The sequence below is a fragment of the Pseudomonas graminis genome, assembly GCF_900111735.1.
Taxonomy (GTDB): Bacteria; Pseudomonadota; Gammaproteobacteria; order Pseudomonadales; family Pseudomonadaceae; genus Aquipseudomonas; species Aquipseudomonas graminis.
In genome coordinates this window covers 57,439-80,697 of sequence record NZ_FOHW01000010.1, presented here as the reverse complement: position 1 = coordinate 80,697, position 23,259 = coordinate 57,439, and the positions used below count along the sequence as shown (strand labels likewise).

19 protein-coding genes, 3 tRNA genes and 1 pseudogene are annotated in these 23,259 nt (G+C 61.6%); 22 read left to right on the top strand and 1 reads right to left on the bottom strand.

What is annotated here, in order from left to right; all coding sequences use genetic code 11:
* Nucleotides 1–37 precede the first annotated feature (37 nt).
* The 22 genes and pseudogenes from tmk to BMY98_RS09870 all read left to right on the top strand — a co-directional run bounded on the left by tmk (nucleotide 38) and on the right by BMY98_RS09870 (nucleotide 21,178).
* On the top strand, nucleotides 38–682 hold the full coding sequence (gene tmk, locus BMY98_RS09975) for a dTMP kinase (protein WP_074888113.1): 645 nt from the start codon (nucleotides 38–40) through the stop codon (nucleotides 680–682).
* Complete coding sequence (locus BMY98_RS09970) at nucleotides 675–1,661, top strand: DNA polymerase III subunit delta' (protein ID WP_074888110.1); 987 nt, start codon at nucleotides 675–677, stop codon at nucleotides 1,659–1,661. Before tmk ends, BMY98_RS09970 begins: the two co-directional genes overlap by 8 nt.
* A 43-nt stretch (nucleotides 1,662–1,704) precedes the next feature.
* A complete protein-coding gene (locus BMY98_RS09965; protein WP_037011754.1) occupies nucleotides 1,705–2,061 on the top strand; it encodes a PilZ domain-containing protein in 357 nt (118 codons plus the stop codon).
* 15 nt (nucleotides 2,062–2,076) lie between these two features.
* On the top strand, nucleotides 2,077–2,862 hold the full coding sequence (locus tag BMY98_RS09960) for a TatD family hydrolase (protein ID WP_074888107.1): 786 nt from the start codon (nucleotides 2,077–2,079) through the stop codon (nucleotides 2,860–2,862).
* Between the two features lie 483 nt (nucleotides 2,863–3,345).
* Complete coding sequence (locus tag BMY98_RS09955; protein ID WP_074888105.1) at nucleotides 3,346–4,020, top strand: TetR/AcrR family transcriptional regulator; 675 nt, start codon at nucleotides 3,346–3,348, stop codon at nucleotides 4,018–4,020.
* A gap of 116 nt (nucleotides 4,021–4,136) precedes the next feature.
* Entirely contained in the window at nucleotides 4,137–4,742 is a 606-nt protein-coding gene (locus tag BMY98_RS09950; RefSeq protein ID WP_074888102.1) for a DUF4823 domain-containing protein, read from the top strand.
* Nucleotides 4,743–4,752: 10 nt separating this feature from the next.
* Nucleotides 4,753–5,316, top strand: coding sequence for a DUF1285 domain-containing protein (locus BMY98_RS09945; RefSeq protein WP_074888099.1), 564 nt, complete (start codon nucleotides 4,753–4,755; stop codon nucleotides 5,314–5,316).
* 97 nt (nucleotides 5,317–5,413) lie between these two features.
* Complete coding sequence (locus tag BMY98_RS09940; protein WP_074888096.1) at nucleotides 5,414–6,424, top strand: aspartate-semialdehyde dehydrogenase; 1,011 nt, start codon at nucleotides 5,414–5,416, stop codon at nucleotides 6,422–6,424.
* Between the two features lie 116 nt (nucleotides 6,425–6,540).
* Nucleotides 6,541–9,354, top strand: coding sequence for a FimV/HubP family polar landmark protein (locus tag BMY98_RS09935; RefSeq protein WP_074888092.1), 2,814 nt, complete (start codon nucleotides 6,541–6,543; stop codon nucleotides 9,352–9,354).
* A gap of 212 nt (nucleotides 9,355–9,566) precedes the next feature.
* On the top strand, nucleotides 9,567–10,391 hold the full coding sequence (gene truA, locus BMY98_RS09930; RefSeq protein ID WP_074888317.1) for a tRNA pseudouridine(38-40) synthase TruA: 825 nt from the start codon (nucleotides 9,567–9,569) through the stop codon (nucleotides 10,389–10,391).
* Nucleotides 10,392–10,450: 59 nt separating this feature from the next.
* Nucleotides 10,451–11,071, top strand: coding sequence for a phosphoribosylanthranilate isomerase (locus BMY98_RS09925; RefSeq protein ID WP_074888089.1), 621 nt, complete (start codon nucleotides 10,451–10,453; stop codon nucleotides 11,069–11,071).
* A gap of 326 nt (nucleotides 11,072–11,397) precedes the next feature.
* The gene (gene accD, locus BMY98_RS09920) at nucleotides 11,398–12,318 is read left to right on the top strand and encodes an acetyl-CoA carboxylase, carboxyltransferase subunit beta (RefSeq protein ID WP_074888314.1); all 921 of its coding nucleotides are present in this window, start codon (nucleotides 11,398–11,400) and stop codon (nucleotides 12,316–12,318) included.
* Nucleotides 12,315–13,621, top strand: a pseudogene (folC, locus tag BMY98_RS09915) (bifunctional tetrahydrofolate synthase/dihydrofolate synthase). The gene accD and the pseudogene folC overlap by 4 nt, the downstream one beginning before the upstream one ends.
* Nucleotides 13,605–14,303 carry an SPOR domain-containing protein gene (locus BMY98_RS09910; protein WP_074888086.1) on the top strand — a complete coding sequence of 233 codons (699 nt, stop codon included), beginning with the start codon at nucleotides 13,605–13,607 and terminating at the stop codon, nucleotides 14,301–14,303. Before folC ends, BMY98_RS09910 begins: the two are co-directional and overlap by 17 nt.
* 326 nt (nucleotides 14,304–14,629) lie before the next feature.
* Nucleotides 14,630–15,217, top strand: coding sequence for a CvpA family protein (locus BMY98_RS09905; RefSeq protein WP_037011737.1), 588 nt, complete (start codon nucleotides 14,630–14,632; stop codon nucleotides 15,215–15,217).
* 12 nt (nucleotides 15,218–15,229) lie between these two features.
* Nucleotides 15,230–16,738 carry an amidophosphoribosyltransferase gene (gene purF, locus BMY98_RS09900; RefSeq protein WP_065986403.1) on the top strand — a complete coding sequence of 503 codons (1,509 nt, stop codon included), beginning with the start codon at nucleotides 15,230–15,232 and terminating at the stop codon, nucleotides 16,736–16,738.
* A 21-nt stretch (nucleotides 16,739–16,759) separates the two neighbouring features.
* Nucleotides 16,760–17,971 (top strand): O-succinylhomoserine sulfhydrylase, encoded by a 1,212-nt coding sequence (locus BMY98_RS09895; protein ID WP_074888083.1) that lies wholly within the window; start codon nucleotides 16,760–16,762, stop codon nucleotides 17,969–17,971.
* 161 nt (nucleotides 17,972–18,132) lie between these two features.
* Nucleotides 18,133–18,208 (top strand) — tRNA-Val (locus BMY98_RS09890).
* Between the two features lie 83 nt (nucleotides 18,209–18,291).
* A tRNA-Asp gene (locus BMY98_RS09885) sits at nucleotides 18,292–18,368 on the top strand.
* A gap of 122 nt (nucleotides 18,369–18,490) precedes the next feature.
* Nucleotides 18,491–18,567 (top strand) — tRNA-Asp (locus tag BMY98_RS09880).
* 196 nt (nucleotides 18,568–18,763) lie between these two features.
* Nucleotides 18,764–20,029, top strand: a complete 1,266-nt coding sequence (gene aroA / locus BMY98_RS09875) for a 3-phosphoshikimate 1-carboxyvinyltransferase (RefSeq protein ID WP_074888080.1) — start codon at nucleotides 18,764–18,766, stop codon at nucleotides 20,027–20,029.
* Nucleotides 20,030–20,290: 261 nt separating this feature from the next.
* Complete coding sequence (locus tag BMY98_RS09870; protein ID WP_074888077.1) at nucleotides 20,291–21,178, top strand: DUF2242 domain-containing protein; 888 nt, start codon at nucleotides 20,291–20,293, stop codon at nucleotides 21,176–21,178.
* Nucleotides 21,179–21,444: 266 nt separating this feature from the next.
* Here BMY98_RS09870 and ilvA read toward each other — a convergent pair whose 3' ends face one another.
* Nucleotides 21,445–22,998 (bottom strand): threonine ammonia-lyase, biosynthetic, encoded by a 1,554-nt coding sequence (gene ilvA, locus BMY98_RS09865; RefSeq protein WP_074888073.1) that lies wholly within the window; start codon nucleotides 22,996–22,998, stop codon nucleotides 21,445–21,447.
* Nucleotides 22,999–23,259 lie beyond the last annotated feature (261 nt).

Sequence of the window (23,259 nt, the reverse complement as noted above, 5' to 3'; positions counted from 1 at the left end):
CGAGCACACTCGCCATGAATCTGATCAAGGACTGCCCGTGACCGGCTTGTTTATTACCTTGGAAGGCCCCGAAGGCGCGGGCAAAAGCACCAACCGCGACTATCTGGCCGAACGCCTGCGCAGTGAGGGCATTGATGTCGTCCTGACCCGCGAACCTGGCGGTACGCCATTGGCCGAGCGTATCCGCGAGCTGCTGTTGACGCCCGGTGACGAGCAGATGTTCGTTGATACAGAGCTGCTGCTGATGTTCGCCGCCCGCGCGCAACACCTCGCTGCTCTGATTCGTCCGGCGCTGGCGCGGGGCGCTGTGGTGCTTTGCGACCGATTCACCGATGCCACATACGCATATCAGGGAGGCGGTCGCGGCCTGCCCATCGAGCGCATCGCCGTGCTGGAAGATTTCGTCCAGGGCGCGCTGCGTCCGGATCTGACCCTGGTGTTCGATCTGCCCATCGAGATCGGCCTGGCCCGCGCATCCGCCCGGGGTCAGCTCGACCGCTTCGAGCAAGAGGGCCGGGCGTTCTTCGATGCGGTCCGCAGCACCTACCTTTCCCGCGCGGCCGCGGCGCCCGAGCGTTATCGTCTGGTGGACGCGGCGCTGCCGCTGACTGAAGTGCAAGCGTCCCTTGATGTCCTGGTTCCCGATTTGATCGCGCTGCTGGCGGCTCGCCGGCATGGCTGAGGCTTACCCCTGGCAGCACGGCCTGTGGCAGCAACTGGCAGGCCGCAAGCAGCATGCGCACGCCTATTTGCTGCACGGCCCTGCTGGCATCGGCAAGCGGGCGCTGGCCGAGCGTTTGATGTACCTGCTGTTGTGCCAACGCCCGGCAGGCCTTGAAGCCTGTGGTCAGTGCAAATCCTGCTCGCTGCTGGCGGCCGGCAGTCACCCTGATCATTACGTGCTGGAGCCTGAAGAAGCCGACAAGGCGATCAAGGTCGATCAAGTGCGAGACCTGGTCAGTTTCGTGGTGCAGACCGCGCAGATGGGCGGGCGCAAGGTGGTGCTGATCGAGCCGGTCGAGGCGATGAACATCAACGCCGCCAACGCCTTGCTGAAAAGTCTGGAAGAGCCCTCGGGGAACACCATTCTCTTGCTGGTCAGCCATCAGCCAAGTCGGCTGTTGCCCACGGTGAAGAGCCGTTGCGTGCAACAGGCGTGTCCGCTGCCCAGCGATGCCATGAGCATCGCCTGGCTGGCCGATGCACTGCCCGACTGCACAGAGCAGGAGCGCGCCGATCTGCTGACCCTCGCGGCCGGTTCGCCATTGGTCGCGGTCAAGCTGCACGCCCAGGGCGTTCATGAGCAGCGCGCGCTGGTGGTGGAGGGCGTTAAAAAGCTGCTCAAGGGCCAGCAATCGCCAACCCAGCTGGCCGAAGGCTGGAAAGACATTCCGCTGTTGTTACTGTTCGACTGGTTCTGCGACTGGTCGAGCCTGATCCTGCGCTATCAACTGACCCAGGACGAAGAGGGCCTCGGCCTGACCGACATGCGCAAGGTCGTGCAGTACCTGGCGCAGAAATCGTCCCAGCGCAATGTGCTGGCGATTCAGGACTGGGTGTTGCTGCAGCGCCAGAAGGTCATGTCAAAAGCGAACCTGAACCGGGTTTTGTTGCTCGAAGCATTATTGGTGCAGTGGGCAGGCCTGACCGGACAGGGTTAGACTGGCCATCTGCATGACATCATGCATTGCCTGAGGAAACGAGATGAGCGTGCCACTGAGTCCAGGTCCACGTAACGGCATTCTGTCCCTGACCATCAAGGACAAGTCCGTCCTGTACGCCGCGTACATGCCGTTCATCAAAAACGGCGGCCTGTTCATTCCCACCAGCAAAAGCTACAAGCTGGGCGATGAAGTGTTCATGTTGCTCAACCTGATGGACGAGCCTGAAAAGATTCCGGTTGCCGGCAAGGTCACCTGGATCACGCCGAAGGGCGCTCAGGGGAACCGCGCCGCTGGCGTTGGCGTGCAGTTCAACGATGGCGACAACACCGCCCGCAACATGATTGAAAACTACCTGGCCGGAGCTCTGAAATCCGACCGTCCTACCCATACGATGTAAGTTGCCCCCGCCACCATGCTTGTAGATTCCCATTGCCACCTTGACCGCCTCGACCTCAGCGCCCACGACGGCTCCCTCGATAACGCCCTGCAAGCGGCGAGAGAGCGCGGCGTCGGGCATTTTCTGTGCATCGGCGTCAGCGCTGAAAATGCCGGTGCCGTAAAAGCGCTGGCTGACCGCTACGACGACGTCGACTGCTCGGTCGGTATTCACCCGCTGGACCTCAAGCCCGGCGAGGCGCCTGCGCTGGAGTGGCTGCTCGGCGAGCTGAATCATCCGCGCGTAGTGGCCATCGGCGAAACCGGTCTGGATTATCACTACGAACCTGAGGCAGCCGAGGTGCAACAGGCCTCGTTCCGGCTTCATCTGCAAGCGGCCAACGTGACCGGCAAGCCGGTAATCGTCCATACCCGTGGTGCCCGGGCCGACACACTGGAGCTGCTGCGTGAGGCCGCGCTGCCTCAGGCGGGCGTGCTGCATTGCTTCACCGAAGACTGGGACATGGCCAAGGCCGCGCTGGATCTGGGGTTCTATATCTCGCTGTCCGGCATCGTCACCTTCCGCAACGCCGACGCGCTGCGGGACGTCGCCAGCAAGGTGCCTGCCGACCGGCTGCTGGTCGAGACCGACTCGCCTTACCTGGCGCCGATCCCGTATCGGGGCAAGCCCAACCTGCCGCAGTACGTGCGTGAAGTGGCCGAGTTTCTGGCGATGCTCCGTGGCGAGACTTACGAGCGTTTTGCCGAGCAGACCAGCGAGAACTTCAAGCGGCTGTTCCCGCTGGCACGCGTCAAGGGCTGATTCGCCCGGAAGCGTGGCGCTGCCTTTCAATCTTTGATGCTTGCCACGCCCTGACGCTCCGCAAATCGCGGGCAAAAAAAACCCGGGTTCTGGGGGGTGAATCCGGGTTAAGACCATTAGGAGTAAACAAGGACGCGCTATCCATAGGTGTCCTTACCAACGCTGGCACTTGGGGGAGATGCTGCGTTGGCGAATATAAGTATTGGCTATAATTCGCAGGCGTCCAGCCGCGTGCTGTACGATTTTTAAACAGTTTTGGAATACCTGACGCGCTGCTGATACCGCAATTCCACGGATGCTCCGAATTTTTGACCGCCCACCCCATCCCGCCAAAAAACAAGACTGGTAAGGCCTCGTGCGTTTCCTTTTTGCGTGCTGACGGCTAAATGCGTCAGAAAACGGATGCAGGTCGGATGATCCGTGCATTCTTCTGCGGGATAGGCATAATGCCGCTTCCGATTTCCGAATCCACAGTCCCCTCCTATGCAGAAAGAACCTCGTAAAGTCCGTGAGTTTCGCCGCCGTGAGCAGGAGATTCTCGACACCGCGCTCAAGCTGTTCCTCGAACAGGGCGAAGACAGCGTTACCGTCGAGATGATCGCGGACGCCGTGGGTATCGGCAAAGGCACCATCTACAAGCACTTCAAATCCAAGGCGGAGATTTACCTTCGCCTGATGCTCGACTACGAGCGCGATCTGAACGAGCTGTTGCATTCGGCGGATGTCGACAAGGACAAGGAAGCACTGTCCCGCGCCTACTTTGAGTTCCGCATGCGCGACCCACAGCGCTATCGCCTGTTCGACCGGCTCGAAGAGAAAGTCGTCAAGGGCAATCAGGTCCCGGAGCTGGTCGAGGAACTGCACAAGATCCGCGCCTCGAACTTCGAACACCTGACCTTGCTCATAAAAGGCCGGATCTCCGAAGGCAAGCTGGAAGACGTCCCGCCGTATTTCCATTACTGCGCCGCCTGGGCGTTGGTGCATGGCGCGGTGGCGTTGTACCACTCGCCGTTCTGGAGCAATGTCCTCGAGGATCAGGAAGGTTTCTTCCAGTTCCTGATGGACATCGGCGTGCGCATGGGCAACAAGCGCAAGCGTGATATCGATCATACGCACGAGGCCAAACCCGACGCCCGGCCCGATCCGGCGGCTGAGTAAAGCGCGGTATGTAAAACCGATTCGGCAAGCCAGACAGTCTCCACCTCCGACATGGCGCAAAAGCTGCATTAACCGGCCATTCGCCGGTTTTCCGTCGCCGGACTTTGGAGATAAACATGCGTAGCCTGGTTTTACTGCTGGCTCTACTGGCGTTGAGTGGCTGCATGCACGTCAGCGATCTGGCACAAGGCGCTCACGATGAGCTCAGTGACGCCGGGCTGCTGGATCACAGTTCGACCCGTCGGTTGAACAACTTCCGCGTGCAGCCCGACTCGTTCATCTATATCGCCCAAGGGGCCTTTGCTCCGCGTGGCGGTGCCTACCCGCGGTCCAACGTCGTGGCCGAAGAAGCCTTCAACGGGTTTATCGAATACTTCCCGATGGTCCGCCGCGCTCGCGCCCCGGAAGGTCTGGATGACGCGATGAATGAGGCCCGGGCCGCTGGCGCGCACTATCTGCTGTACACCCGTTTCGCCAAGGCCGACGACCGCATCGGTACGTTTGACGAGTGGTCGGACCAGGAAGCGGTTGACCGTCTCGGCATCGACAACGGCGTTATCCAGTTGATGCTGATCGAAACCAACACCCGCTATCTCATCGATTCGGCACGCATTCACCTGCGTGGTGGTCTGCTGACTTTGTACGACACCAAACCCGAGGATTTGCTAGGCCCCCCGATGGAAGCTTACGCTCGGGGTTTGCTGGGCGTCGAAGCCCGCTGAGGAGTGGCGTATGAGTGGGCAGGACAAAGCCAACGATCTGTTGGCCCAGATTGCCAAGAGCGGCAAGGGCTTGCCGCCGGTGCACCTGTGGAACCCGGATTTCTGCGGTGACATCGACATGCGCATCGCTCGCGATGGCACCTGGTTTTATCTGGGCACGCCCATTGGTCGCAAGCCGATGGTGCGGCTGTTTTCCACCATCATTCGCCGTGACGGCGACGACTACTTTCTGATCACCCCGGTGGAGAAGGTCGGCATCAAGGTCGACGACGCCCCTTTCGTGGCGGTGCTGCTGGACGTTGAAGGCAGCGGGGAGTCGCAGTTGCTGCGATTCACCACCAACGTCGAGGACGTGGTGGAGGCGGGGGCTGATCACCCGTTGCGTATCGACCTCGATCCGCAAACCCAGGAGCCGGCGCCCTATGTTCATGTGCGCAACAACCTCGAAGCGCTGATCCACCGCAATGTGTTCTATCAGTTGGTCGACCTTGCTGTGGTGCGTGAAATCGACGACCAGCGCTGGCTGGGGGTGTGGAGCGGTGGCGAATTCTTCCCCATCGGTCTTGAGCCCTGATCGATCCCTTTCAATGTGGCTACTCACTTGCGGCCAATTGCCTGACTGGCACCGGGCAGTTAAAGTGCCGCCCCCCGATTTTTCCTGAGGTTTTTCCATGAGTCAGTCCTTTGATATCGCCGTGATCGGCGCCACCGGTACTGTCGGCGAAACCATCGTGCAGATTCTCGAAGAACGCGACTTCCCGGTCGGCGATTTGCACCTGCTCGCCAGCGTCGAATCGGCCGGCAGTTCGGTGCCGTACCGTGGCAAGAACGTCCGTGTGCGTGAAGTCGACGCCTTTGATTTCAGCAAGGCCGGGATTGCCTTCTTCGCAGCAGGCGCCGCCGTGACACGCAGCTATGCCGAACGCGCCACAGCCGCCGGTTGTGTGGTGATCGACCTGTCCGCCGGCTTGTCCGTCGAGCAGGCGCCGAATGTGGTGCCCGAGGTCAACGGCGCCCGCCTGGCTGATCTGGCCGGACCGCAGCAGGTTGCCTGCCCGAGTTCAAGCGCCGCCGCCCTCGCGCTGGTGCTGGCGCCGTTGCGCGCACTGCTGAACATCGAGCGAATCACCGTGACGGCGTGCCTGGCGGTGTCGAGCATGGGCCGAGAGGGTGTCACCGAACTGGCGCGGCAAACGGCCGAACTGCTCAACGTTCGTCCGCTGGAGCCGAAGGTGTTTGACCGGCAGATGGCGTTCAACGTGCTGGCCCAAGTGGGCAAGCCTGACGCCGGGGGTCATGTGCCACTGGAAAAACGTTTGGTCAGCGAGTTGCGCGAGTTGCTCTCGCTGCCTTTAATCAAGGTCGGCGTCAGTTGCATTCAGGTGCCGGTGTTCTTCGGCGACAGCCTTAGCGTGTCGGTGCAGACCCGCGAGGCGGTCGACATCAAGTCGGTCAATGCCGCGCTTGAAACGGCCGAGGGCATCGAGCTGGTTGAGGCTGGCGATTACCCGACGCCGGTGGGCGACGCCGTAGGACAGGATGCTGTCTATGTAGGACGTTTGCGCGGGGGCGTTGACGACAGTTGTGAGCTGAATTTCTGGGTCACGCTGGATAATGTGCGCAAGGGCGCAGCGTTGAACGCTGTGCAGGTGGCTGAGTTGTTGATAAAAGACGTTGTGTAAAAGATACTTGCCCACAATTCGAAGAATCATTCTAGCTGCGGCGTGTCGATACGCCCTACACCCGAGCAGGCATTATCTTCGCGATTGCCGGGGAAATTTCAAACAAGGGATGGGCTATGGTTCAGGTTCGTAAACTCGTTTTAGCAATCGCTGCGGCTTCGGCGCTGTCATCGGGAATGGCCCAAGCGCTTGGCCTCGGCGGTCTGACCGTGAAGTCGACCCTGAATCAGCCGCTGTTGGCCGAAATCGAGCTGACAGAAGTGCAGGACCTCAATGCCTCCCAGGTGGTGCCAAGTCTGGCGACCTCGGCGGAGTTCGCACAGGCCGGCGTTGGCCGGGTGGCGATCCTGGATGACCTGACCTTTACCCCGGTCGTCAACCCGGGCGGCAGGAGCGTGTTGCGCATCACCTCCACCAAGCCTATCCGCGATCCCTACGTGAAGTTCCTCGTTCAAGTGCTCTGGCCCAATGGCCGTGCGCTGCGCGAGTACAGCCTGTTGCTGGATCCGCCGAAGTTCTCGCCGCAAGCCGCTGCGGCCGCCGCGCAACTGCCTTCGACGGCACCGAGCGCCGCCCCTGCACCGGCTCCTGCCGCCGAGACACCGGCCGCTGCGCCTTCGACGCCTGCTCCGGCGCCGGCCCCGGAACCCAAGTTCACCCAATACACCACTGCCAATAACGACACGCTCTGGGAAATTGCCGCGCGCGTGAAGAATGGCGGGACCGTGCAGCAGACCATGCTGGCGATCCAGGCGCTGAACCCTGATGCTTTCATTGCCGGCAACATCAACCGCTTGAAGAAAGGTCAGGTGTTGCGTCTGCCGTCGCCGCAGGAATCAACAGCGCTGGCTCAGCCTCGCGCAGTGGCCGAAGTGGCCGAGCAGAACCGCGCGTGGCGCGAAGGCCGACGCTTGCCGAGCGGCGCACGTCAGGTCGATGCGACCCGTCGTGACCGTGCGGGCGCCGCGCCGTCGCAGATCGACGCCAAGGATAATCTCAGCCTCGTCTCTGCCAACAAGGCGGGTGCCAAAGGCAAAGCGGGCGACAACTCCGATATCAGTAATCAGTTGGCGACTACTCAGGAAAACCTGGACACCACGCGTCGGGACAATGCCGAGCTGAAAAGCCGCATGACCGACCTGCAAAGCCAGGTCGACAAGCTGCAGCGCTTGATTCAACTGAAAAATGACCAACTGGCGAAAATGCAGGCTTCTGGGGCAGCGGTTCCGCCGCCCACTGATGCCGCCAATCCTGCCAATCCCGCGGTCAGCCCCAACAGCGTGACCAATCCCAACAACGCCGCCAACCCGGCGATGCAGGCCCAAGTGGTGCCGAGCGCCGCGGCGCCTGATGTTGCCGGCAAGGCACCCGACGAAATCGCCCCTGAAGACGCATTGCCGGTTGATGGGGCGGCGGTCACCAGTGCGACGCCTGATCAAGCGCTGATCGTTCCGACGGAGCCGGTGGTTGATGAAGACAACCGCAGCGCCCTCGACAAGATCCTCGCCAGCCCGATGCTTATGGGCCTGATCGGTGGCGGCGCGCTGTTGGTATTGCTGCTGCTTCTGTTGCTGCTGGCCCGTCGACGCAATGCGCTGATCGAAGCCGAACGGCACCGCCAGATGGCGCGCGCGTTGTCCGAAGAGTCGGACTTCGCCTCCGACATGGACATGCCTGCCAGCAGTTTCGAAGGCCTGGAGACGCCAGCGCCCCTCGCAAAGACGCCGTCGCCGACCGTCGCCGAGCCGGCCCGCGAACACCCGGCTGACGCGCTCGTTCAGGCTGAAATCCACATTGCGTACGGCCGCACGAATCAGGCTGCTGCCGTTCTCGAAGACGCGATCAAGCATGAGCCACAGCGCAGCGACCTGCGCCTCAAGCTCATGGAGGTCTATGCCGAGCAGGACAACAAATCCGGGTTTGTCGCGCAGGAGCGGCAACTGGTGGCCACGGGAAAGAACCACGCTGAAGTCGAAGAACTGAAATCTCGCTATCCGTCCATGGCAGCAGCAGCTGCGGCGGTAGCCGGGGTAGCAGCAGCATCGGCTTTGGCGGCGGAAATGGACGCAAAGTACGTTGAAGAACTGCTCCACGACGAGCCTGAAGTCCCCGCACAACCTGCTCCGGTTGCAGAAACGGTGACCGAGGTGCCGCTGGACGAAGAGTTCGATAACGCCTTTGACCTGAGCCTGGATGATCTGGACAGTGAGCCCCCGGCTGTTGCGCCCAACCGCGCTGCGGCACAGGACAACGCTGCCCTCGACGATCTGGACTTGGACGCACCGTTCGCCGGCTCGGCATCCGATGACCTGGACTTCGACGCGATTCTGCGCGAGCAGCAGGCGACATCCGGTCCCGCCGAACCAGCCGATCTGGACGATTTTGACCTCAACCTGGCGGAAGATCAGCCGGCGTTGAAAGCAGAAGACGATTACTTGCTGGGGATGGAGGACGATCTGCGTGATCTGCCTCCGTTCGAACAGCCTGCATCGTTGGGCGCCGACAAGCCTGGGCTGGAGGATGACATCGAGTTGCCTGCCGATTTCGATCTCTCCCTGGCTGACGAGATGGAAACCGAGCAAGCGTCCGAGGCGTTCGCGTCAGAGATCGACGACGTGAATGCCGAGCTGGACCGTCTCTCCCAGAGCCTGGAACAGCCGCCGATTGCCAAGCCGTTCGATACGGCGTTGGACAAGCCGGTGGACGCGTCGCCGCGTTTCACTGAAGACGACGCACTGCTGGCGGACGACGAGCCGGAATTCGACTTCCTCTCGGGTACGGACGAAGCGGCCACCAAACTGGACCTGGCCCGCGCCTACATCGAGATGGGTGACGCCGATGGCGCTCGCGATATCCTTGATGAGGTGGTGGCCGAAGGTGACGATGGCCAGAAGACCGAAGCGCGGGACATGCTGTCGCGCCTCGTCTGACGTTATTCATCGCCGCAAAAAAACGACCGCTTCGGCGGTCGTTTGCGTTTCCGGGTCGGGCCTTTTCGCTTCTCCGTTGCACCGGGTTAACCGTTGGCCACTGCAGATGGCGTCTTTTTTTTCGATCCGTATAATGGCCGCCCTTGCGCATATCGACAGGCTTTAAGCTCTTGGCAACTACAGACACCGAGGCAGAAACAGCGGCAGCCGAACTGGCCGCCGAGGGTTTTTCCAGAATCGCCCTGGGCGTGGAATACAAAGGCTCGCGCTACAGCGGCTGGCAGCGGCAGTTGACCGGCGTCCTGACCGTTCAGGAAACGCTGGAAAATGCCCTGTCGAAGGTCGCGGACTCGCCGGTGTCGCTGATGTGCGCCGGGCGCACCGATGCCGGTGTTCACGCGTGCGGTCAGGTGGTTCATTTCGACACCCGGGCCGAGCGCAGCATGAAAGCCTGGACCATGGGCGCCAATATCAATCTGCCCCACGACATCAGCGTGACCTGGGCCAAGGTCATGCCTGCGCACTTTCACGCGCGTTTCAAGGCCATCGCCCGGCGCTATCGCTATGTGATCTACAACGATCAGATCCGCCCGGCGCACCTGGGCCAGGAAATCACCTGGAACCACCGCCCGCTGGATGCCGAGCGAATGGCGCTGGCCGCCGAGTCTCTGGTCGGCACCCACGACTTCAGCGCATTCCGTGCCGGGCAGTGCCAGGCGAAATCGCCGATCAAGCAGCTTCACCACCTGCGCGTCACCCGACACGGCAAGATGATTGTCATCGATGTTCGCGCCAATGCCTTTCTTCATCATATGGTTCGCAACATTGCCGGTGTGCTGATGACCATCGGGGCAGGGGAGCGACCGATCGAGTGGGCGCGCGAGGTGCTGGAGAGTCGGGTACGACGCACGGGCGGGGTGACGGCTCATCCTTTCGGCCTGTATCTGGTTCAGGTGGAATACCGCGACGAGTTCCCGTTACCGGATCGCTACATCGGCCCGCATTTTCTCACCGGCTTCACGGAACTGGACGGCTGACGCGGGTGACTGCATTTGCTACCATCCGTGACTTTCGCAAGGCTTGAGGTCTCCACTACATGTCAGCCGTTCGCAGCAAGATCTGCGGGATTACCTGCATAGAAGATGCGCTGGCCGCCGTCGATGCGGGGGCCGACGCCATCGGTCTGGTGTTTTATCCCAAGAGCCCGCGCTTTGTGACCGTTGAGCAGGCCCAGGCAATCGTTGCTGCGCTGCCGCCTTTTGTCAGCACCGTTGGCCTGTTCGTGAATGAAGAGCGCGCCGACTTGCAAGCGCTGCTGGACATCGTTCCCCTCGACCTCATCCAGTTTCACGGCGATGAATCCCCGGAGCAGTGCGAAGGCTATAGCCGCCCCTACATCAAGGCGCTGCGCGTCCAGGCCGGCGACGACATTGCGGCCACCTGCGATGCCTACGCCAACGCCTGCGGCATCCTGCTCGACACCTATGTCGCCGGTATTCCGGGCGGAACGGGTGAAACCTTCGATTGGGCGCTGATTCCAAAACACTTGAGCCTGCCGGTGATTCTCGCCGGCGGTCTGACCTCGGCAAACGTTTCACAGGCCATCGCGCAGGTGCAGCCCTACGCGGTTGACGTGAGCGGCGGGGTGGAGAAATCCAAAGGCTTGAAGGATCACGACAAGATCCGTGCATTCATGAGTGCCGTACACGGCGCTTAGGGCGTTTGTCCGGGGAGGCTGTCGTTGGGATCGCCTCGACGTGGCCGGATGTGGTCAGCACGTGGCCGGGATGTGACGGGGGACCGACGGTCGCCGTCCACTAGCCTGCCATCCGCTGATGCGGGTGGCCGAATTGATTGAGCGAAGACGTCTTGCGTCTCGTGATGGAAGTTGAGAGTGGTGTTCGTGAGTATTGTCTCGGCAGGTCCGGCCTCGCGCCGATCGTTGTACGACATTCACGGCGCCTTACATGACATTGGTTTAAGGGCATGCGCATGGCACCGATTGCCATCGCGTTCGAGCCATCGGTACTGGAGAAAGAAAGCATGAGCAACTGGTTGGTAGACAAACTGATCCCTTCGATCATGCGTTCCGAGGTCAAGAAGAGCTCGGTGCCCGAAGGTCTGTGGCACAAGTGCCCGTCCTGCGAAGCGGTGCTGTATCGCCCGGAGCTGGAAAAGACCCTGGACGTCTGCCCGAAGTGCAACCACCACATGCGCATCGGCGCTCGCGCCCGTCTGAATATCTTTCTGGATGCCGAAGGCCGTCAGGAGATCGGCGTTGATCTGGAGCCGGTGGACCGTCTGAAATTCCGCGACGGCAAGAAGTACAAGGATCGCCTGGTCGCTGCGCAGAAGCAGACCGGTGAAAAGGATGCGCTGATTTCCATGAACGGCACCCTGCTGGGCATGCCGGTGGTGTGCAGCGCATTCGAGTTTTCCTTCATGGGTGGCTCGATGGGTGCGGTCGTGGGTGAGCGCTTCGTGCAAGCGGCCAACTACGCGCTGGAAAACCGCTGCCCGATGATCTGCTTTGCTGCATCCGGCGGTGCGCGCATGCAGGAAGCGCTGATCTCGCTGATGCAAATGGCCAAGACCTCGGCCGTCCTGGCGCGTCTTCGTGAAGAAGGCCTGCCGTTCATCTCCGTGCTGACCGACCCGGTCTACGGCGGTGTTTCCGCCAGTCTCGCGATGCTGGGCGATATCATTGTCGCCGAACCTAAGGCACTGATCGGCTTCGCCGGCCCGCGCGTGATCGAGCAGACCGTGCGCGAGAAGCTGCCGGAAGGCTTCCAGCGCAGTGAATTCCTGCTCGACCACGGCGCCATCGACATGATCATCCACCGTCAGGAACTGCGTCAGCGTCTGGGTAACGTCCTGGCCCAGATGATGGGGCTGCCTACGCCGAAATTCGTGGCGCCGACACTTGAGCCGATCGTTGTTCCGCCTGCTCCGGCGAACATATGACCGCACGCTCTTTGAGCGACTGGCTCGGCTACCTGGAACACCTGCACCCGTCGGCCATCGACATGGGGCTGGAACGTTCTCGCCAGGTAGCGACGCAGATGGGCCTGGCCCGGCCGGCACCGAGAGTGATCACGGTCACCGGCACCAACGGCAAAGGCTCGACCTGCGCGTTTGTTGCTTCTTTGTTGCAGGCCCAGGGCCTGAAGGTCGGCGTTTATAGCTCGCCGCACCTGCTGCGCTACAACGAGCGTGTGCAGGTGCAGGGCGTTGAAGCCACCGACGCCGAGCTGTGCGCGGCGTTCGAGGTGGTTGAGCGCGGCCGTGGCGACATTTCCCTCACCTATTTCGAAATGGGCACGCTGGCAGCGTTCTGGCTGTTCGAGCAGGCCGGGCTGGACGCAGTGGTGCTGGAAGTGGGCCTGGGCGGGCGGCTTGATACGGTCAATCTGATCGACGCCGACATGGCGCTGGTCACCGGCATTGGCGTTGATCACGCGGAGTTTCTCGGTGATACACGCGAGACCGTGGCCTTCGAGAAGGCCGGGATATTCCGTGAGGGACGCCCCGCGCTGTGCGGCGATCTTGATCCACCGCAGCCGTTACTCGACAAGGCGCAGGCGCTGAATTGCCCGCTGTCGTTGCGCGGCCGCGATTTCGATCTGCAGATCGACGCGACGGGGTGGGACTGGTCGGGTACCGATGCGCAGGGCCGGAAGGTCGAACTGCACGCCCTGCCGTTGCTCGATCTGCCCATGCAGAACGCCGCCCTGGCGCTGCAGGCCTACCTGCTGCTGGATTTGCCATGGAATGAGGCGACCCTACGCGATGCGCTCGTCAATACGCGCGTCACCGGTCGCCTTGACCGTCGCAGCATCGACTGGCAGGGCAAATCGCTGAGCCTTCTGTTGGACGTCGGCCATAACCCCCATGCGGCGACGTTTCTCGCCCAGCGCTTGAATCAGCGACCGGTGGCGGGGAAGCGTCTGGCAGTGTTCGGCCTGCTCAGTGACAAGGACCTGCCGGGTGTTCTGGCGGAGTTGAGTGAAACGTTCAGTAGTTGGGCCGTGGCACCGCTGCCAACGCCACGAAGCCGTCCGGCGCAAGAGATCGAACAGGCGTTGCAGAACCTTGGCGCTCGCGTGACGTCTCACCCGAGTATCGCGCTGGCACTTGAAGCTCAATGCGACCACGCGACAGCCGACGACGAGATTGTTCTGTTCGGATCTTTTTACTGCGTAGCCGAGGCCCTGGAATGGCTTGCTGGCGCGTCACGGAGGAAGTGACACATGGCTTTGCTGGATAAAGCGTACAAACAGCGCATGGTTGGAGCGTTGGTGCTGATTGCCATCGCGGTGATTTTTCTGCCGATGCTGTTCTCGCGTCAGGACGAAGCCCGCCGTGTGCAGGTCGATGCGCCTGCTGCTCCGCAAGCGCCGGCTACCTCGCAGATCAAGGTAGAGCCCGTCAGCGTGCCTGAGCAGCAGCCATTGCCGCAGGAACCGGTGCCGACCGATGACGAGCTGACGCAGCCTGCTCAGTCCGCCCATCCTGCTCAGCCTGTCCAACAGCGCACCAGTCAACAGCCGCCTGCCATGCCGATTGCGCCTGCGCCTTCCAAGCCTGTGGCTGCGGCGACTAAACCGGTTCAGACCGCGCCTGCGAAACCTGCTCCGACACCCGCGCCCGCTCAGGCGACAGCGCCTGTCACACCTGCGGCTGACACCAGCCGGGTCGATGCAAATGGTTTGTCCGTCACCTGGGCGGTGCAACTGGCGAGCCTGTCAAACCGCGCCAATGCCGACAATCTGCAAAAGACGCTGCGCACTCAGGGCTACAACGCCTACATCCGCACCTCCGATGGCGTGAACCGCGTCTTCGTCGGCCCGGTGATCGAACGAGTCGAGGCCGATCGCCTGCGTGACACGCTGGAAAAGCAGCAGAAGATCAAAGGCATCGTCGTGCGTTTCCAGCCGGAGCGTAAGTAAGCCCTCTTTCGTCTGCCAGGATGTCTTCCCGGCTAAAGCCGGTCCCACGCAATGCACGGGTTGTCTTAGTGGGACCGGCTTCAGCCGGGAAGGCGCCGGATCAGCCACCCTCGATTTCGCGATGTGGCAACTGCCGCCTTCCCGGCTAAAGCCGGTCCTACCAGGGAAGGGGGCTGGTCTGACACGCTTGATTTCGGGATTAACCCATCCCGACCTTAAACAAAGTCCAATAGTTCGCCTTAATTGCCCTTCATCCGCAATCGCTGCTTACCGGCAGGCGAGTGCTCTGCTAAAATCCGCCGCCTTATCAGTCTGTAGGCTGCGACGTGTCATTTACTCCGGTTGACTGGGCGATCATTGCAATTGTCGCCATCTCCGCTTTGATCAGTCTCAAGCGCGGCTTCGTCAAAGAAGCATTGTCCTTGCTGACGTGGATCATCGCAGGTGCCGTCGCCTGGATGTTTGGCGGATCGCTGGCCCAGTATCTGGTCAACTACATCGAAGCACCTTCGGCGCGCGTGATTGCGGGCTGCACCATTCTTTTCGTCGCCACACTGCTGGTCGGCGCCATGGTCAACTTTCTGATTGGAGAACTGATTCGCGTCACCGGGCTGTCCGGGACCGATCGTTTTCTGGGTATGGTCTTCGGCGCTGCGCGCGGGGCCTTGCTGGTTGTGGTCGCGGTCGGGCTGTTGAGCCTGGGCCCGGTGCAACAGGATCAATGGTGGCAGCAGTCAAGGCTGCTCCCGCAATTTGTCATGGTCGCTGACTGGTCGAAAAACCTGATTCTCGGGATGTCCAGCAAGTGGCTAGCCAGCGGAGTCAGCGTACCTGTTGACATCCCGTTCAAGGATCACCTCCTGCCGCCTACAACGCCGCCGGAAGTGTTCGGTAAATCCAGTTCCACTAAGTAGGGGTTGTGTCGCATGTGTGGCATCGTCGGTATCGTCGGCAAGTCGAACGTCAATCAGGCGCTTTATGACGCGCTCACCGTCCTCCAGCACCGCGGCCAGGACGCTGCCGGTATCGTGACCAGCCATGACGGCCGGTTGTTTCTGCGCAAGGACAACGGGCTGGTGCGTGATGTGTTCCACCAACGCCATATGCAGCGTCTGGTCGGGCACATGGGCATTGGTCACGTACGTTATCCAACGGCGGGCAGTTCCACATCAGCCGAAGCCCAGCCGTTCTACGTCAACTCGCCTTACGGCATCACCCTGGCGCACAACGGCAATCTGACCAACGTCGAGCAGCTGGCCAAGGAGATTTACGAATCCGACCTGCGCCACGTCAACACCAATTCCGACTCCGAAGTCCTGCTCAACGTGTTCGCCCACGAGCTGGCCGTGCGCGGCAAGCTGCAGCCTACTGAAGAAGACATCTTCGCTGCCGTCACTGACGTGCATAAGCGCTGCCGTGGCGGTTACGCGGTCGTGGCCATGATCACCGGTTACGGCATCGTCGGCTTCCGCGACCCGGATGCCATCCGCCCGATCGTCTTCGGCCAGCGTCATACCGACGAAGGCGTCGAGTACATGATCGCGTCCGAAAGCGTTTCCCTGGACGTGCTCGGTTTCACCCTGATTCGTGACCTCGCCCCGGGCGAAGCGGTGTACATCACCGAAGACGGCAAGCTGCACACCCGTCAGTGCGCCACCAACCCGAAATATGCCCCGTGCATCTTCGAACACGTCTATCTGGCGCGTCCGGATTCGATCATCGACGGCATCTCGGTCTACAAGGCGCGTCTGCGCATGGGCGAGAAGCTGGCCGACAAGATCCTGCGCGAGCGTCCTGATCACGACATCGACGTGGTCATCCCGATCCCGGACACCAGCCGTACGGCGGCGCTGGAACTGGCGAACCACCTGGGCGTGAAATTCCGCGAAGGCTTCGTCAAGAACCGCTACATCGGCCGCACCTTCATCATGCCGGGCCAGGCTGCGCGGAAAAAATCCGTGCGCCAGAAGCTCAATGCGATCGAGCTGGAATTCCGTGGCAAGAACGTGATGCTGGTGGACGACTCCATCGTTCGCGGCACCACGTGCAAGCAGATCATCCAGATGGCCCGCGAAGCCGGCGCCAAGAACGTGTATTTCTGCTCCGCGGCCCCGGCCGTGCGCTTCCCCAACGTCTACGGCATCGACATGCCGAGTGCCCACGAGCTGATCGCTCACAACCGTTCCACCCAGGACGTGGCCGACCTCATCGGTGCCGACTGGCTGGTCTATCAGGACTTGAATGACCTGATCGAGGCGGTGAGTGGCAGCAAAAAGATCAAGATCGACAATTTCGACTGTTCGGTCTTCGACGGCAAGTACGTGACCGGTGATATCGACGAGCATTACCTGAACAAGATCGAGCAGGCGCGCAACGACGCCTCCAAGGTCAAGACTCAGGCGGTCAGCGCGATCATCGATCTGTACAACAACTAATCCAGACAAGGAGCAGGCGGCATGACTCAGGAATGGGATGCCGGTCGACTGGACAGCGATCTCGAGGGCGTCGGTTTCGACACCCTCGCGGTTCGTGCCGGTCAGCACCGCACGCCGGAACGCGAGCACAGCGATCCACTGTTTTTCACGTCCAGCTACGTGTTCCGCACGGCAGCCGAGGCGGCCGCGACCTTTGCCGGTGAGATCCCCGGCAACGTCTATTCGCGCTACACCAACCCGACCGTCGCTTCGTTCGAAGAGCGCATGGCTGCGCTGGAAGGCGGCGAGCAGGCGGTCGCGACGTCCACCGGGATGTCCGCCATCCTCGCCACGGTGATGAGCTTCTGCAGCGCCGGCGACCATGTACTGGTGTCGAAAAGCGTATTCGGTTCGACCATCAGCCTGTTTGAAAAGTACTTCAAGCGCTTCGGGGTCGAGGTCGATTACGTCCCCCTTGCCGAATTGTCCGGCTGGGACGCGGCGATCAAGCCGAACACCAAAATGCTGTTCGTCGAATCGCCTTCCAATCCGTTGGCGGAGTTGGTCGACATCAGCGGGCTGGCGGAAATCGCCCACGCCAAGGGCGTGCTGCTGGTGGTCGACAACTGCTTCTGCACACCGGCGCTGCAGCAACCGCTGCGCATGGGTGCGGACGTAGTCGTGCACTCGGCGACCAAGTTCATCGACGGACAAGGCCGCGCCATGGGTGGCGTGGTGGTCGGTCGTAGCGAGCTGATGAAAGAAGTCGTCGGCTTCCTGCGCACCGCGGGCCCGAGCCTGAGCCCGTTCAACGCCTGGCTGTTCCTCAAGGGGCTCGAGACGCTGAACATCCGCATGCGTGCCCATTGCCAGAGCGCCCTTGAACTGGCGCAGTGGCTTGAGCAGCAGGAGGGCATCGAGAAGGTGCATTACTCCGGTCTCGAGAGCCATCCGCAGCATGGACTGGCCAAGCGTCAGCAGAAAGCGTTTGGCGCGGTGGTGAGCTTTGAAGTGAAGGGCGGGAAGGACGGCGCATGGCGCTTCATCGATGCCACGCGATTGATCTCGATCACCGCGAACCTGGGCGACACCAAGACCACCATTACCCATCCGAGCACCACGTCCCACGGTCGGCTGTCTCCGCAAGAGCGTGAGGCGGCCGGCATTCGTGACAGCCTGATTCGCGTGGCGGTAGGTCTGGAAGACGTCGCTGACCTGCAGGCGGATCTCGCGCGGGGTCTGGCTGCCTTGTAGGCAAGGTGTTTGACACGAAAGCGAGCCTTGGGGCTCGCTTTTTTGTTTCTGATGTGCAGCTTCGTGCTTGCTGCAAAAAATGGCGTTTTTGAAAAAAACTTCAAGCAGGCTATTGACTTAGGTTCGTCACCTGCGTAAATTTCGCGGCCTCAGCGAAGCAAGGGTGATTAGCTCAGCCGGGAGAGCATCTGCCTTACAAGCAGAGGGTCGGCGGTTCGATCCCGTCATCACCCACCATCGTTGAGTGCTTCAAAGCTGCCACAGACGCTGTACGTGTTGAATGTTACTGAGATTCAGCAGGACGAAAGTCCACGCAATGCGCAGCGGTAGTTCAGTCGGTTAGAATACCGGCCTGTCACGCCGGGGGTCGCGGGTTCGAGTCCCGTCCGCTGCGCCATATTTTCCGAATCGGGTTTTCCCGGTTTGAGATTGAAAACCAGGGTTTTCAGTCAGTGTTTCACGAAGCAGGCCCAAGGGTCGGTTTCAACAGCGTTAAGCAGATGAAAGTCTGTGCGACAAGCAGCGGTAGTTCAGTCGGTTAGAATACCGGCCTGTCACGCCGGGGGTCGCGGGTTCGAGTCCCGTCCGCTGCGCCATACATCGCTTCGAGGCCCTTGAACTCCTTGAAGCAACAGAGAAAGCGATCCCAGGATCGCTTTTTTTGTGCCTGCGATTTGGTGAAAGCGTCGCCTGTCGCGCTGGATGCTGCAGAGCTCGGCGATAAATGCCATGATCGCCGGCTGTTAACACGGCGCTGTGCGGTGCCTGATTTCGAATTTGGAGAGCTGGACCATGGGCATGAACCAAACCATCACTGTCATCCCGCCGGGCGTACCGCTGACGGGCCATGTGTCGCCGCCCGGCTCGAAGTCCATCACCAACCGCGCGCTGCTCCTGGCTGCACTCGCCAAGGGCACCAGCCACCTGCGTGGCGCGCTTAAAAGCGACGACACCCGGCACATGTCCAACGCTTTGCGGCAGATGGGTGTGACCATCGACGAGCCAGACGACACCAGCTTCGTCGTGACCAGCAGCGGTCACCTCGAGGCGCCCCAGGACGCGTTGTTCCTCGGCAATGCCGGGACGGCGGTGCGATTCCTCACAGCGGCAGTCTGTACGGTGAATGGCAGCGTCACACTGGACGGCGATCACTACATGCAGAAACGCCCGATTGGCCCGTTGCTGGAGGCATTGCGCAAAGGCGGCCTGAACGCTGAAAGCGCCACCGGTTGCCCTCCGGTCTTGGTGCACGGGACGGGTTCGATCACCGCCACACGCTTCGAAATCGACGGTGGCCTGTCGAGTCAGTACGTCTCTGCGCTGTTGATGGTGGCGGCCTGTGGCGATGCGCCGATTGAAGTGGCGCTGACCGGCAAGGAGATCGGCGCCCGCGGTTACATCGACCTGACCGTCGCCTGCATGCGCGCGTTCGGTGCCGAGGTCGAGGTGCTGGATGACGCGTTGTGGCGCGTTGCGCCGACGGGTTACACCGCTTGCGATTATCAGATCGAGCCCGATGCTTCGGCGGCGACCTATCTGTGGGCCGCCGAGGCGCTGACCGGGGGCAAGATCGACCTGGGCGTAGCGGGGGAGGCGTTCACGCAGCCAGACGCCAGGGCAATGGAAGTGATTGCGCAGTTTCCGAAGATGCCTGCGGTCATCAATGGCTCACAGATGCAGGACGCGATTCCTACGCTGGCGGTGCTGGCGGCCTTCAACGAGACGCCTGTGCGCTTCGTCGATCTGGCCAACCTGCGGGTCAAGGAGTGCGACCGTGTTCAGGCGTTGCACGATGGCCTGAATCAGGTCCGGGCCGGGCTGGCCTCGGTAGAAGGGGATGATCTGCTGGTTGCCGCTGATCCGAGTCTGGCGGGCACCAGCAGCCACGCCCTGATCAACACCCATTCCGACCACCGCATCGCCATGTGTTTCGCGCTGGCGGGTCTGAAGGTGGCAGGCGTGCGGATTCAGGATCCGGAATGCGTCGGCAAAACCTACCCCGGCTACTGGCGGGCGCTGGAATTCCTCGGCGTAAAACTGGTGCACGGCGAGGTCTGAGGCACAGGGCATGCCGGGCCGCGAGCCGTCGACTGATCGACGCCAGGCCCGGCGTGCCGACTTTTCCGATCCTGTTGCTGTCTGATCAGCGCAACCTGCGCCTCCCTGAGAGGCCCAATGGAGCAGGCCCCGTGCACCGTTACCCTCTCGATGTATCCACACGGTTGCAAACTCTGCGTTGATCCCATGGCAGGCTTGTTGCAGACTTACCGGCGTTTTCTCCGGTCCACTTTCAGTCGACCAATTGCCCCAGGATGTTTGATGCCTAAATTACTGAGCTTTCGTACCGCATGCTGGGTGATCACCCTGCTGGCTGCCGCAGGCTGCTCGTCGAAGAAACCGACGGTCTATGAGCATGAGAATTTCGACGATGCCGGGACGTTCTCCCGCAACTATCCGGTCTCGGATGCAGCCACCTGCGAAGCGGCCCGACGGGCGCTCCTGAGTCAGGGCTACATCATCACCAGCAGCGATCCTAAAGTGATCAGCGGCCATAAAAGCTTTCAGCAGACCGGCGAAACCCACATGGAGATCAGCTTCAACGTGGTGTGCGCGCCGGACGGCAGTGCCGACAAGCGGACCACGATGTTCGCCAACGCGCTGCAGGATCGCTATGCGTTGAAAAAGGTCAACAACTCCGCGAGCCTGGGGGTAGGCGTGCTGGGTTCGTTGTCGATGCCGATTGGTTCGACCGACGACTCGATGGTCAAGGTCGCCAGTGAAACCGTGGCGTCGCCCAAGTTCTATGATCGGTTCTTCGCGCTGGTGGAAAACTTCCTGCCGCCCGAACTGAAGAAGGCCGCGCACATTGAAGAAAAGCCCAAAACCGACCTGGGCATGCCCGAGCCGGTACCGGGCAAACCGGTGGCGTTGACGGAGCAAACGCCGGCCGCTGCACCTGCTGCAGTTGCACCTGCCACGCCAGCAGCCGCTACGCCCGTGGCACCAGCGCCATTGGCGACCCCTGCGACTCAGCCTGCGGCCGCCGCCGAGCAAGGCAGCGAACCGATGCCTGCACCTGCCGAGCCGGAACCGTTGAAGGCCGAAACGGCGACGCCTGCCGAGGCTGCGCCAGCCACAACGCCTGCGCCAGCAACCACCACCGAGCCGAGCGCTGCGCCAGCGGCTGAGTCAACGCCAGCGCAGTGAACCCTGTAGGCGCGTGGCTTGTCCCGCGATCTGGGCGGTGTTTGAGGCGTAGCAGCCGGTCCATGTCGCCGCCGCTGTTGATCCTGTAGGAGCGTGGCTTGTCCCGCGATCTGGCGCGAAGCGGCAGCCCATGAGCGACCTTGCTTTTTCAGTCCGGAGACCGCATGCACGGTATTGCTGCCGGTTCCCGGCAGATCGCGGGACAAGCCTCGCTCCTACAGTCCCGGGCATGAACCGCTGAAGTCAGCAGTGTCAGTCTTCGGAGCTCACCCCAAAAACAGCTTGTAAGCCGGGTTCTTGGTCTCGTCCCAATACGGGTAACCAATCTCTGCCAGCGCCTGCGGCACTAGATGCCGCTCATCTTCCGGCACCACCAACCCCGCCACCACTCGGCCATCCGCCGCGCCGTGATTACGGTAATGAAACATCGAAATATTCCATTTCCCGCCCAGCTTGTTCAGGAAATTGAACAGCGCACCCGGCCGCTCCGGGAATTCAAAGCGCAGCACCACCTCATCGCTGACCCGCTCCGAATGCCCGCCGACCATGTGCCGAAGGTGCAGCTTGGCCAGTTCGTTGTCGGTCAGGTCCAGCACCGGGAAACCCTGTGCCGTCAGACTCGCGATCAGGGCCTTGCGAGGGTCGGTGTCGGGGTGGGTCTGCACGCCGACGAAGATGTGCGCCTCGCGGTCGGTGTGGTAGCGGTAATTGAATTCGGTGATCTGGCGTTTGCCGATGGCTTCGCAGAACGCCTTGAAGCTGCCCGCCTGTTCCGGAATGGTCACGGCAATGATTGCCTCGCGGCCTTCGCCCAGTTCGGCGCGCTCGGCCACATGGCGCAGGCGGTCGAAGTTGACGTTGGCGCCGGAGTCGATGGCGACGAAGGTCTGTCCGGTGACTTCGTACTGTTCGGTGTACTTCTTGATCCCGGCCACGCCTAGGGCGCCGGAGGGTTCGGTGATTGAGCGGGTGTCGTCGTAAATGTCCTTGATCGCCGCGCAAATCTCGTCAGTGCTGACGGTGATCACCTCGTCGACGTAATCCTTGCAGATCTCGAAGGTGTACTGACCGATCTGCGCCACGGCCACGCCATCTGCGAACAGCCCGACCTGTTGCAGCACCACGCGCTCGCCGTAGGCCATGGCCTGTTGCAGGCAATTGGAGTCATCCGGCTCGACGCCGATCACCTTGATCTCCGGGCGCAGGTATTTCACGTACGCCGCGATGCCGGCGATCAGTCCGCCGCCGCCGACCGGGACGAAGATCGCATCCAGTGGCCCCTGATGCTGACGCAGGATTTCCATCGCCACCGTGCCTTGCCCGGCGATGGTGTCGGGGTCGTCGTACGGATGAACGTAGACGTAGCCGTGTTCCTCAACCAGCTTCAGCGAATACGCCAGCGCCTCGGGAAACGAGTCGCCATGGAGTACGACTTTTCCGCCCCGGGAGCGCACGCCTTCGACTTTGATCTCTGGGGTGGTCTTCGGCATCACGATGGTGGCCGCCACTCCTAGGGTCTTCGCTGCCAGCGCCAGGCCCTGGGCGTGGTTGCCCGCCGATGCCGTCACCACGCCGCGCGCCAGTTCTTCCGGGCTCAGCTGCGCCAGCTTGTTGTACGCGCCACGAATCTTGAAGGAGTACACCGGCTGCAAGTCTTCGCGCTTGAGCAGCACGTTGTTGCCCAGGCGCGCGGAAAGCTGGCGGGCGGCGTGCAGCGGGGTTTCCACGGCAACGTCGTACACGCGGGAGTTGAGGATCTTTTTGACGTAGTGATTGAGCAGGTCGCCCTGAGCGATCGAGTAGGCTGGCGTCTGACTCATCGTGTGGGCCTCGTCGGCAGGCTTGGGAGGATCAGGCGGTCGACGAAGAAGGCGAGGGAAGGGCGAATGATCATGTCTGGCTCCTGATGTGGTTTTTGGCCCGGGAGACAGAGAGAAAAAACCCGCCTCTAGGGCGGGTTGGGTGCAAACGTCGGCTAACCCGCCATGACTGGAATGGCGGTAATAATTATCTGGCCGAAGAAATGCTGGGATGCGTTCATGGCGTCGAGACTATGGCGAACATGGCGTGGACGTCAAGTG